This window comes from Streptomyces sp. NBC_00829 (assembly GCF_045161795.1).
Taxonomy (GTDB): Bacteria; Actinomycetota; Actinomycetes; order Streptomycetales; family Streptomycetaceae; genus Streptomyces.
This window is the reverse complement of record NZ_CP108867.1, coordinates 2,360,545-2,373,022: the sequence shown is the minus strand read 5'-3', so window position 1 is coordinate 2,373,022 and position 12,478 is coordinate 2,360,545. Positions and strand designations below refer to the sequence as shown.

General features: G+C 71.6%; 7 protein-coding genes. 6 read left to right on the top strand and 1 reads right to left on the bottom strand.

Features of this window, described 5'->3' with window-relative positions:
* Positions 1-64: 64 nt before the first annotated feature.
* From OG293_RS09730 to OG293_RS09705, 6 genes are all read left to right on the top strand, one after another.
* Positions 65-1,495 carry a 4-hydroxyphenylacetate 3-hydroxylase family protein gene (locus tag OG293_RS09730; RefSeq protein WP_405998371.1) on the top strand — a complete coding sequence of 477 codons (1,431 nt, stop codon included), beginning with the start codon at positions 65-67 and terminating at the stop codon, positions 1,493-1,495.
* Positions 1,492-2,925, top strand: a complete 1,434-nt coding sequence (locus tag OG293_RS09725) for an MFS transporter (protein ID WP_405998370.1) — start codon at positions 1,492-1,494, stop codon at positions 2,923-2,925. The genes OG293_RS09730 and OG293_RS09725 overlap by 4 nt, the downstream gene beginning before the upstream one ends.
* 122 nt (positions 2,926-3,047) lie before the next feature.
* Positions 3,048-4,169 (top strand): monodechloroaminopyrrolnitrin synthase PrnB family protein, encoded by a 1,122-nt coding sequence (locus tag OG293_RS09720; protein WP_405998369.1) that lies wholly within the window; start codon positions 3,048-3,050, stop codon positions 4,167-4,169.
* A 19-nt stretch (positions 4,170-4,188) separates the two neighbouring features.
* Complete coding sequence (locus tag OG293_RS09715; RefSeq protein ID WP_405998368.1) at positions 4,189-5,475, top strand: FAD-dependent monooxygenase; 1,287 nt, start codon at positions 4,189-4,191, stop codon at positions 5,473-5,475.
* Positions 5,476-5,614: 139 nt separating this feature from the next.
* A complete protein-coding gene (gene glgP, locus OG293_RS09710) occupies positions 5,615-8,290 on the top strand; it encodes an alpha-glucan family phosphorylase (RefSeq protein WP_405998367.1) in 2,676 nt (891 codons plus the stop codon).
* A gap of 239 nt (positions 8,291-8,529) precedes the next feature.
* Complete coding sequence (locus OG293_RS09705) at positions 8,530-10,149, top strand: alpha/beta hydrolase (RefSeq protein ID WP_405998366.1); 1,620 nt, start codon at positions 8,530-8,532, stop codon at positions 10,147-10,149.
* Positions 10,150-10,344: 195 nt separating this feature from the next.
* On the opposite strand, the gene OG293_RS09700 is transcribed toward OG293_RS09705, so the two are convergent.
* The gene (locus tag OG293_RS09700; RefSeq protein WP_405998365.1) at positions 10,345-12,384 is read right to left on the bottom strand and encodes a M4 family metallopeptidase; all 2,040 of its coding nucleotides are present in this window, start codon (positions 12,382-12,384) and stop codon (positions 10,345-10,347) included.
* Between the last annotated feature and the right edge of the window lie 94 nt (positions 12,385-12,478).

Here is a 12,478-nt window from a genome sequence, read left to right as displayed (position 1 = left end):
CCCGGCCTCCATACCTGGAGCGAGGCTCGGCTGTGTCGCGGGACATTTCGTTTGAGGAGAGACGTTGACCAGGTCCGGCCAGGAGTACCTCGCATCGCTCGATGACGGGCGAGAGGTGTGGCTCGACGGCGAACGGGTCAAGGACGTCACCCGCCACGCCGCGTTCCGCAACACCGCCGCGTCCATGGCACGGCTCTACGACCTGTCGCACGACTCCGAGCACAGCGAGGCCCTCACCTCCGGCGGCGTCCACCGCGCCTTCGCCGTGCCCCGCAGCTACGAGGACCTCGTCGCGCGGCGCACGGCGTACAAGGTGTGGGCCGAGTCGAGCTTCGGCTTCCTCGGCCGTACCCCCGACTGCATGGCGGGAGGGGCCGCCGGCTTCGCCGCGCTGCCCGGTCTGTTCACCACGGACTCCTTCGACGGCGCCGCGAACGCCCTCGCATACCACGCAAGGCTGGCCGAGGGCGATCTGTACGCGGCCTTCACCATCACCAACCCGCGGTCCGGGGAGGGCGAGGACGACCTGGTGGTGCGGGCCGTCGCCGAGAAGGACGGCGGCATCGTGGTACGCGGGGCCAAGATGATCGGCACAGGCGCCGTCTTCGCCGACGAGGTGCTCGTCGGCACGATCGAGCCACTGGCCCCCGGGGACGTCGAACACGCGCTGTCCTTCTCCGTGCCCGTCGGCGCGCCCGGCCTGAAGCTCGTCTCGCGCACCTCCTACGAGGCGCAGGCGCGCAGCGTCCTCGACAACCCCCTCTCCTCCCGCTTCGACGAGAACGACGCGCTGCTCGTCTGCGAGGACGTCTTCGTGCCGTGGGAGCGGGTGCTGACGTACCGCGATGTCGAGTCGACCGCCGCGATGTGGTGGGGGACCCCGGCCTATCTCAACTTCGTGCACCAGGCGGCCACCCGCTTCTGGACCAAGCTCGAATTCCTCACCGGCCTCGCCATCCTGCTCACCAGGTCCAACAACACGTATCAACTGCCGGCCGTCACCCAGTCGGTCGGCCGGCTGCTCGCCATGGTCGCCCAGGCCAAGGCCTTCGTGCTGGCCGCCGAGGCGTCCTTCGAGCAGGTCGACGGCGGACGCGGCGGCGTCATGCCCGGACAGGAGATCTCCTTCGCCCAGCGCATCATGGCGGGCGAGCTCTACCCGCGGGCCGTCCAGGAGATCAAGCTGCTCGCGGGCGGAGGGGTCATCCAGCTGCCCGCCTCCGCCCAGGATCTGCTCCACCCCCAGCTCGGGCCGGTCGTCGAGAAGTACCTGCGTGCCCCCGGAGTGACGGCCGAGGGCCGGATCAAGCTGCTGAAGCTGGTCTGGGACGCCCTCGGATCGGAGTTCGCCGGGCGCCACGAGCAGTACGAGCGCTTCTACCACGGGGCCCCGTACGTCTGCCTGACGATGCAGACATCGGCCGGCGGCGCCGACAACTGCGAGCAGCTGGCCCAGGCATGCCTCGACGGCTACGGCCCCGGGGCGGGACAGTGAGTTCCGCCCGCCCCGGAGCCGCCCGCCCCGGAGCCGCGCTCGTCCTGCTCGCCTCCACCCAGCTGCTGCTGATCATGGACACGGCGATCGTCAATGTCGCGCTCCCGTCGGTGGGCGACGATCTCGGCTCCGGCTCGGCGGCGCTGTCCTGGGTGGCCAACGCCTACCTCATCACCTTCGGCGGACTGCTGCTGCTCGGCGGGCGGGCAGCCGACCTGCTGGGACACCGCAGGCTCTACCTCGCGGGACTGGGGCTGCTCGCCGCCGCGTCGGCGGCCGGGGGCCTCGCCGGGACGGCCGGTGCGCTGGTCGCCGCGCGGGCGGTGCAGGGCGTGGGGGCCGCCCTCGCCGCCGCCGCGGCGTTCGCGCTGCTGCTCACCCTCTTCCCGGACGGGCCCGAACGGCACCGGGCCCTGGGCGTGTTCGCCGCGATGGGCGGCCTCGGCGGTGTCCTCGGGACCGTGCTCGGCGGGGTGCTCACCGATCTCCTCGGCTGGCGTTCCACGTTCTGGCTGAATGTGAGCGTCGCGCTCGCGCTCGGCGCGGCGGCCCTGCTGCGGCTGCCCTCGGACGCGCGCCGCCCTGTCCCGGGGGGCTTCGACCTCGGCGGCGCGCTCACCGCCACCGGTGGCCTCGGCCTGCTCGCGTACGCGCTCGTCGGCGCGGGCGAGGCCGGCTGGACCTCGGTGCGCACCCTGACAGCGGGGGCCGGGGGACTCCTGCTGCTCGCCGCCTTCGGTGTGCTTGAGGCGAGGGCGGCGAGCCCGCTGGTACCGCCGGCCGTGCTGCGACGGCCCGCGCTGCGGGACGCCAACCTCCTCAGCGCACTGGCCCAGATGGCACTGTTCCCGATGTTCTTCCTGGTCAGCCTCTATCTGCAGCGGGTGCTCCACCAGTCGCCGCTGACCGGCGGACTCGGACTGCTCCCGCTGTCGCTCGTCGTCGTCGCCATCGCTCCGCAGACCGGCCGGATCATCCTCCGGATCGGACTCAGGGCCACCATGACCCTGGGCTTCGCGCTGCTCGTCACCGGCATGGTGTGGCTGGCGCTCGCGCTCGCCGCGGAGGGCACCTTCGCCGGCACGGTCCTCGCGCCCAGCCTCGTCCTCGCGGTCGCGCTGCCCCTGGTCATGGTCACCACCAATGTGGCCGCCACCTCCGACGCCGCACCCGAGGAGACCGGGCTCGCCTCCGGACTCGTCAACACCAGCCAGCAGTTCGGCTCGGTGCTCGGGCTCGCCGTCCTGGTCGCCGTGGCCACCGCGGCGGGCGGGGCGTCAGCCGCCGCGCAGACCACCGGCTTCCGCTCCGCGCTGCTGGCGGGGGCCGCCTTCGCGGCACTGGCAACCCTGCTCTGCGTACGACTGCGGCTGCCCGGATCCGCCGTGGCGCCACCGCGGCGGGACCCTGTGGGCGGTGCCGTGGAGTGACCGTGTGCGGCGAGAGCGTGCGGCGCAAGTGTCCGCACGCGGCCAGGACGTCCGGTGACCGCGTGACGTCCGCAGCTCCGCATCCCACCCACTGACCGATGTTGCCCGAGGGGGGCATTCCGTTGACCTCGAACGACCTCGTCGCGCCCGGTCTCCGTCTGCGTGGTGACCCGCGCTACCGGATAGCCGAGATACGTGCCGCCGATCCGCTCGGCGCCGACGCGCTGCTCGCCGCGCTGCCCGCGATGAACGCCGACGCCGATGTGCCCGCACTCACCGTCGCCCTGCGCACGCTGATGCCCGACGAGGACCGCCTCGCCAGGTTCTCCGTCACCGACGCGCTCGCCGCCATGCGCGACCTCGGCATCCTCCTCGGCTCCCTCAAACGCCACGGCGCCGAGCCCGTCGCCGCGGTCCCCGAAGTCCTGCCGGCGCTTCAGGAGCTCGGACGGCGCACCGACATGGTGCCGCGCGACACCGTGCACCACTACACGACCTGGAACCCGCTGGGCCCCAGACAGCGGATGTACACCGGCGACACCATGGAGGCCAGCCTCCAGGAGGCGGTCCGGATGGTCTTCCCCAGCCTGGTGGCGGCACTCGGCACCTGCACGGAACTGGCCGGCACCGAGCCGTACGAACCGGGCTTCGCCCTCGCCCTCGACCGTACCGCCCGGCATGTGCAGTCCATGGTCGACTCCATCGACTTCACCGTCACCCAGGTCTCGCCGGTCTTCTTCGCCACACAGTTGCGCTCCTACTTCGAGCAGATCGACATCGCGGGCGTCGACTACCTCGGACCCGCCGCCGCCCAGGTGCCGCTCTGGCTCGTCGATCTGACGCTGTGGCAGAGCGACCGCAGCAGCCCGGCCTACGACGCCTTCCTGGAGGAATCGGTGCAGTACAGCCTCCCCTCCTGGCGTGAGCACTTCGCGGCGCAACGGGGCGCCACCTCGGCCGTCTCCAAGCTGTCCGCCGCGATCAGCTGGGAGGCGGCCGACCAGCTGCCGCCGCAGCTCGCCGCCTCCGCCGTCTCCCTCGCCCGTGTGCTGCGCATCCTCAAGACCTTCCGCGCCCGCCACATGATCATCGCCCGCAAGGCGTACAGCGAGGAGGTACGGCTGTACGAGCTGGGCAGCGGCGGCGCCCCGATCGAGTTGCTGCGCGCGGTCCTCGGTCTGACCCGGGACAACGAAACCCTGGTGCGCCGCTCCGCCGAACGGCCCCGCACCCCCGCCGCCTGACGGTCCCTGGAGGTTCCCCATGACGCACATCATGATCGCCGGTGGTGGAATCGCCGGACTCACCACGGCACTCTCCCTGCACGCGGCCGGATTCGAGCGGATCACGGTCGTGGAGACGGTCCAGGACATCCGGCCCGTCGGAGCCGGGCTGAACATCATGCCCAACGCGGTGCGCGAGCTGGACGCGCTCGGGCTGCTCGACCAGGTGGAGGAGCACTCTGTACGCACGCGTGAGCTGCGCTACTACCACCGCAGCGGGGCGCTGATCTCCTGCGAGCCGCGCGGCCTCGGCGCCGGATACCACTGGCCCCAGCTCTCCGTCCCGCGCGGTGGACTCCAGCTCGTGCTCGCGGATGCGGTACGCACCCGGCTCGGCCGCGCCGCCCTGGTCGGCGGGGTTAAGGTCACCGGCCTGGATCCGCTCCCCGACGGCCGCGCCCGGGTCCAGCTGGAGCACCGCGACGGTGCCCGGCGCGGCAAGGCGTCCCTCGAACCCGACGCCCTCATCGGCGCCGACGGCATCCGCTCGACGGTCCGCGCGGCCCTCAACCCGGGCGAGGGGGAGCCGCCGTGGAACGGCATGCTCGTCTGGCGCGGCGTCTCGTGGATGCCCGCCCAGCAGATCGGCACCTTCATGTTCATCGCCGGCGACGACCGCAGGAAGGCCGTGGTCTACCCGATGACCATGCCCACGAGGAACGGCGGCGAGGTCCTCGTGAACTGGGCGCTCGCGATGCCGGCGGACTCGGTCGACGACGCTACGCGCGGTGACTGGAACCGCCCGGTACCCGTCACCAAGTTCCTGCACCACTACGAGGGCTGGGACTTCGACGGTGTCAGCGTCCCCGAGGTGCTCAAGGCCGCCGACACGGCGTACGAGTACCCGATGGTCGACCGTGAGCCACTGGAGCGCTGGTCCCACGGGCGTACGACGCTGGTCGGGGACGCGGCGCACGCCATGTACCCGATCGGGTCCAACGGCGCGACCCAGTCCATCGTCGACGCCCGCGCCCTCGGTCACGCCATGGCGTTGCACCCCGACCCGGCCGAGGCGTTCGCCGCGTACGAGGCCGAGCGCAGGCCCGCCATGACCGAACTCCAGCGGGCCAACCGGCAGCTGGGCCCCGAGGTCGTCATCAACCTCGCCCACGAGCGGGCCCCCCGCGGTTTCACGGACATCGACCAGGTGATCCCCCGTTCGGAGCTGGACGAGATCGCCTCCCGGTACGCCGCGACCGGGGCCTTCGACCCCCAGAGCGTCAACCAGGGGTCGCCCTACGGCCCGGCGGTGCGCTCCCGGCGGTGAATGCCCCGGCGGAAACTTGCCACGCGGCCGTGCGCCGTGGTTCGGAAGGCGTCGCGAGCACTACCGTCGGGGGTGACGGAGAGACGCACACCGTCGTGCGTCCCCTCGGATGCGTACCTCTCCTGCGAAGGTGGGACCCGTGAAGGCCATTCGTCGATTCACCGTCCGCCCCGTCCTCCCCGAACCGCTCCTCCCCCTCAGCGATCTGGCGCGCAATCTGCGCTGGTCCTGGCACCCCGAGACCCGTGACCTCTTCCAGGCCGTCGACCCCGAGGGGTGGCAGGCGGCGGGAGGCGATCCCGTGCGGCTGCTCGGGGCCGTGTCCGCCGCGCGGCTTTCGGAGCTGGCCGGGGACCGCCGATTTCTGCGCAGACTTGCCGCCGTCGCCGACGATCTGGACGACTATCTGCACGGGCGCAGGTGGTACCAGACCCACAGCGGCGCGCCCGTCGGCAGCGACCCCGAAGGGACCGAATTCCCGGCCGCGGTCGCGTACTTCTCACCCGAGTTCGGCGTCACCGCCGCGCTGCCCCAGTACTCCGGCGGCCTGGGCATCCTGGCCGGCGACCACCTCAAGGCCGCCAGCGACCTCGGCGTTCCGCTGATCGGTGTCGGGCTGCTCTACCGGCACGGCTACTTCCGCCAGTCGCTCTCCCGCGACGGCTGGCAGCTGGAGCACTATCCGCTGCTCGACCCGAACGAACTGCCCCTCGGCCTGCTGCGGGAGCCCGACGGGACTCCGGCTCCGGTCTCCCTCGCGCTGCCCGGCGGGCGCGCCCTGCGCGCGCACATCTGGGTCGCCCGGGTCGGCCGGGTACCGCTGCTGATGCTCGACTCGGACGTCGAGGAGAACGGTCCCGGCGAACGCGATGTCACCGACCGGCTCTACGGCGGCGGCAGCGAGCACCGGCTGCTCCAGGAGATGCTGCTCGGCATCGGGGGCGTACGCGCGGTGCGGGTGTACTGCCGGCTGACCGGCCACCCGGCGCCCGAGGTGTTCCACACCAACGAGGGGCACGCCGGTTTCCTCGGGCTCGAACGCATCCGCGAAATGGGCGAACCGCCCGAGCGCGGGGGCCAGGGTCTCGACTTCGACGCGGCGCTCGAGGCCGTACGGGCCGGGACGGTGTTCACCACGCACACCCCCGTGCCGGCCGGGATCGACCGCTTCGACCGCGAGCTCGTCGCCCGGCACTTCGGAGACCGGGGCGAACTGTCCGGGGTCCCGGTCGAGAAGGTGCTCCAGCTCGGCATGGAGACCTATCCGGGCGGCGAGCCCAACCTCTTCAACATGGCGGTGATGGGCCTGCGGCTCGCCCAGCGCGCCAATGGCGTATCCACCCTGCACGGGGCCGTCAGCCGCGGCATGTTCGCGGGGCTGTGGCCGGGCTTCGACGCCGAGGAGGTGCCCATCACCTCCGTCACCAACGGGGTGCACGCGCCGACCTGGGTGGCGCCCGAGGTGTTCCGGCTGGGCGCGCGCCGGATCGGCGCCGGCCGGGCCGAGGACGCCCTGTCCGTGGGCGGCTCCGAACGCTGGGACGCTGTCGCCGACATCCCGGACGCCGACATCTGGGAGCTCCGCCGCGAACTGCGCGAACAGCTGGTCCTCGAAGTGCGGGACCGGCTGCGAGCCTCCTGGCGGCAGCGGGGCGCGGGAGCCGCCGAGCTGGGCTGGGTCGACGAAGTGCTCGACCCGGACGTCCTCACCATCGGCTTCGCCCGCCGGGTCCCCTCGTACAAACGGCTCACGCTCATGCTGCGCGACCGCGACCGGCTGATGGAGCTGCTGCTGCATCCGACCAGGCCGGTCCAGATCGTCGTCGCGGGCAAGGCGCATCCGGCGGACGACGGCGGCAAACGTCTCGTCCAGGAGCTGGTGCGGTTCGCCGACGACCCGCGGGTACGCCACCGGATCGTCTTCCTCCCCGACTACGGCATGGCGATGGCGCAGAAGCTCTATCCGGGCTGCGACGTCTGGCTGAACAATCCGCTGCGCCCGCTGGAGGCCTGCGGCACCAGCGGGATGAAGGCCGCGCTCAACGGCGCTCTCAACCTCTCGGTGCTGGACGGCTGGTGGGACGAGTGGTTCGAGCCGGACTTCGGCTGGGCCATCCCGACGGCGGACGGCTCGGCGACGGACGACGACCGCCGGGACGAGCTGGAGGCCGCTGCGCTGTACGAGCTGATCGAGAACCGGGTCGCTCCGCGCTTCTACGACCGCGGTGCGGGCGGGCTTCCGCAGCGCTGGATCGAGATGGTCCGCCGCACCCTGGGCAGCCTTGGCCCGAAGGTGCTCGCGGGCCGCATGGTGCGTGAGTACGTGGAGCGGCTGTACGCCCCCGCGGCCCGCGCCCACCGGTCCATGGACGGTGGTACGGCCCAGGAGCTGGCGTCCTGGAAGGCGCGGGTGCGGGCGGGCTGGCCGCAGGTGGCCGTCGACCATGTGGAGGCGCTGGAGCAGGCCACGGCCGTGGGCACCGCGGAGCTGGGCTCCACGCTGGCACTGCGGGTGAGGGTCGCGCTCGGCGGGCTCCAGCCCGAGGACGTCGAGGTGCAGGCGGTGGCCGGCCGTGTCGACTCCGACGATGCGATCGCCGACGCCGAGTCGTTCCCGCTGAAGCCGGCCGGCGGGCCAGATCTGGAGGGGCGCTGGGCGTACGAAGGCCCGCTCTCCCTGGACCGCACGGGCCCGTTCGGCTACACCGTCCGAGTGCTTCCGACGCACCCGCTGCTGGCGTCCAGCGCGGATCTGGGTCTGGTGGCGCTGCCGACCGAGGCGACGGGAGAGGGCGCAGGTCTGCTGATGCGCTGAACCGCTGGTGAAGGGCGGCACGGTGACCGTCACCGTGCCGCCCTTCCTTCATGTCGCCAGCCGGCGTCTTGACGTGCGCATGGAGCCTTTGGTTCCTCGCCCCACTCGGGGGACTGATCCATTCGGCTGTGTTGGCTTGCAGGCTCCGACGGGCCGCGGTGATGTTGACGCGGGTGCGAGCCGGCGTCCGCAGGTTTGCTGGTATCGGGCGCCCAGCCACGACGCACGGAAGGTCGGACATGCAGATATCCATACGACTGGCGGCCCGCCGACGCCTCGCCGCGGCCGTCGCCGTGGCGGTCGTCTGCTCGACGGCGGCCACCGCGCCGGCCCTCGCGCGGCCCGCCGCGCCGTTGTCCGCGGTGCCGGTCCCGCAGCTGGAGTGGACCCCCTGTGTCCCGGACAGCCCGTTCGAGTGCGCGACCGCGGAGGTGCCGCTGGACTACCAGAACCCCGGCGGCCGGACAATCGAGTTGGCGGTCGTCAAACGGAAGGCGACCGGCCCAGGACCGCGCCTCGGCTCCCTGTTCTTCAACCCCGGCGGCCCCGGCGGACCGGGAAAGGTGCAGATGCCGCAGGACTACGAGTTCTTCCCGAAGGAGGTACGGGAGCGGTTCGACATTGTCAGCTGGGATCCTCGCGGCATCGGCTACAGCACCGCGGTGAACTGCTTCGGCAGCTCCGAGGAGGCCGCTGCCTGGGTTGCGAGCAAGCCGATCGGCTTCCCGGTCGGGAAGAAGGAGCGGGCGACCTGGATCAGCGCATACGCCGAACTGGGGCGGCTCTGCGAGCAGCGTGACCCCCAGCTGCTGCGCCATGTGTCGACCGCCGAAACCGCCCAGGACCTCGATCTGCTCCGCCAGGCGGTGGGCGACCCGCAACTCACCTACCTCGGCATCTCCTACGGGACGATCCTGGGCGCCACCTACGCCAACATGTTCCCCGCCAAGGTCCGCGCCCTGGTCCTCGACGGGAACATCGACCCGCAGGCCTGGACGGACCACAACTCCACCGGCGACCCCGACCTTCCGCTCTTCCTGCGGATGGGCACGGACGTCGGCGCGGCCGCGACCCTGGACCAGTTCCTCACCCTGTGCGGCTCGGCCGACACGGCTCACTGCGCGTTCTCCGCAGGGAGCCCGGAAGCGACCCGGGCCAAGTTCGACAAGCTGACGCTGCGCCTGCGGGAGCATCCGGTGGGTGCGTGGACCTACGCCGCGACCATCGACTCCGTGGCGAACTCCCTCTATGTCGTCCATCCCGGCTGGACGGACCTCGCCGGCACGCTGCAGGACCTGTGGCAGGGCCGCGTTCCGGAGCCACCGGCCGCCGAGCCCCCGCCGATCCCGTATCCGTACGCGGGGATCGAGCAAGGGGGCGCGGTGAGCTGTTCCGACAGCCCCGAGCCGCGCAATCCCCTGGCGTACCACGGGTTCGAGGAGTTCGCCGCCGCCCGCTCGGGTGACCTCGGACGGTTCTGGACCTGGGCCGCCGAGCCGTGCTCCACCTGGCCGGCCGTGGCCGCCAACCGCTACACCGGCCCATGGAACACCCCCACAGCGCATCCGATCCTGCTGGTCAACCCCACCTACGACCCCTCCACCCCCATCCGGGACGCCGAGGCCATGGCCCGGGAACTGGCCTCCGCGCGCCTGCTCACCCTGAAGGGGTACGGGCACACCGCTCTGCTCAACCCCAGCAGCTGCGTCCAGGCGTACGAGAGCCGCTACATCATCGACGGCACCCTGCCGCCGGTCGGAGCGACCTGTGCCGCCCAGAACACGCCTCCGTTCGCCGCGCCTCGTCCGCACGGCGGCGTCGCCACCGGCGGTGGCGCGATGGCAGGCATCATCGGGTGATTTCGGCCGAGGCGGCGCTCCGGCCGGGGCGGAGCGCTTGGCCGCGTCGCGGAAGCGGGGCGGCTCGGTCGAAGTGCCTCTCTCGACACGGGAAACGCGAGAGCTGCCCGGGGCCTTGGTGCGCCCCGGGCAGCTCTCGTCGTCAGGACTCGAGCCGTTCCGACGGGTCGGTCCGGCCGGATCCGTTCGGCAGGATCAGAAGGTGAGCTTGAAGCCGTTGATGTAGCCGGTGTCGAGGGCCGCCTTGTCCTGGACTCGCAGATTCCAGGTGCCGTTGGCGGCCTCGGAGGAGGCGTTGACGGTGTAGGTCGTCTGGACGTTGTCGGCGGAGTCGGAGCCGCTGAAGGGCTTCAGGTTGTAGACCGATCCGTCGGGGGCGACCAGGTCGACGACGAGGTCGCCGCGCCAGGTGTGGACGATGTCCACGCCTACCTTGAGGGTGGCCGGGGCGTTGCCGGTGCGGCCGGTGACGTTGACCGAGGAGGTGACGGCCGCGCCGTTGTCCGGGATCGCCACGTCCGCGGAGTTCTCGAAGACCGTGCCGCCCGGGTCGGGGTCGCCGCCGCCGGGACGGGCGCCGACGTTGATGCCGGCCCACGCGTCGGTGACGGACTTGACCTCGGCGCTTGTGGCTCCGTACAGCTCCGTGGCGACCGCGATGGTGCCGGTGCGGGCAGCCGCGTAGTTGGTGGTCGAGGTGAACTTCGTGGTGAGCGCCTTGAACCAGATCAGCGCGGCCTTGTCCCGGCCGATGCCGGTCACGGGCAGACCGTCGGAGGTCGGGGAGTCGTAGTTGACCCCGTTGATCGTCTTGGCGCCGCTGCCTTCGGAGGCCAGGTAGAACCAGTGGTTCGCCGGACCCGAGGAGTAGTGGACGTCGACTCCGCCGATGCCGGAGTACCAGGCGTCCTTGGACGCACCGTCCTTGCTCGGCTTGTCCATGTAGCGCAGCGGGGTGCCGTCGCCGTTGATGTCGATCTTCTCGCCGACCAGGTAGTCGCCCTTGTCCTGGGCGTTGTTGGCGTAGAACTCGACCGCGGCGGCGAAGATGTCGGACGTGGCCTCGTTGAGGCCGCCGGACTCTCCGCTGTAGACGAGCTTCGCGGTCGCGGCGGTGACGCCGTGGGTCATCTCGTGCGCGGCCACGTCGATCGACGTGAGCGGCGCGGCGTTGCCCGAGCCGTCGCCGTACGTCATGCAGAAGCAGCTGTCCTGCCAGAACGCGTTGACGTAGTTGTTGCCGTAGTGGACCCGGGAGTACGCGCCGACGCCGTCACCGCGGATACCGGAGCGGCCGTGCACGTTCTTGTAGTAGTCCCAGGTGAGCCCGGCGCCGTAGGCGGCATCCGCGCCGGCGGTCTCGGCGTTGGAGGCCTGGCCGTTGCCCCACACGTCGTCGGGACCCGAGAACAGTGTTCCGGTGCCCGAGCTGCCGTGGTTGAGGTTGTACGTCCTGTGACCGCCGCGCCCGCCGTCGGTCAGGTTGTACGTCGAGCCCGACTGCGTCGAGCCGAGGGTGACCTGGCCGCTGTACTGGGTGTTGCCGGTGCCGTTCTCGACGCCCTGCCACGCGAAGAGCTTCGCCCCGGTGGTGGCGTCGGTGACGACATGAAGCTCGTTCGGGGTGCCGTCGTGCTGGAGACCGCCGACGACGGTCTCGTACGCGAGCGTCGGTGTGCCCTTCGCCATCCAGACGACCTTGCGCGGTGCCCGGTCGGCCTTGGTCCGCGCCGAGCCCTGCGCCCTGGCCGCACCGAGAGCCTGCTTCTCGGCGGCGGCCGGGGCGATGCCGGCGCTCGTGCCGACGCTCTTGAGGCTTGCCGTGGACGCCTTGGTGACCGACTCGGTCGAGCCCGCCTTGGTCTCGGCGACGACCAGGTCGCCACCGAGAACGGGAAGTCCGGCGTAGGTGCGCTCGTAGCGGGTGTGCGTGGTGCCGTCGCGGTCCTGGGTGACGTCACGGACGACGAGCTTCTCCTGGGCGGTCAGACCCAGTTCCTTGGCGGTGGCCGCGGTGGTGGCGCTCTGCTTGCGTATCAGCTCGGCTCGCTGGGCCGGGGTGAGATTCAGCGGCAGGGCGCCGGGGTTGGCCTTCCCTGCTTTCGCCGCTGCCGGTGCGGCGGTTGACGCCGGTTCGGCCGAGGAGGTGCCGGTCTGGAATCCGACCGCCAGGAGAGCGGCGGTGGCTATGAGAGCTCCGGTCGCGGTGGTGCGCCGACGAGGCGTGGGTCTCACGCGAACTCCTTCTGCGAGGGGGGTACCGGGCGACTGGGTGAGGTCGGCCGGGCAGAGCATGCGGAGCGTGTGGTGCGTGGATTCGGGGGAAGAG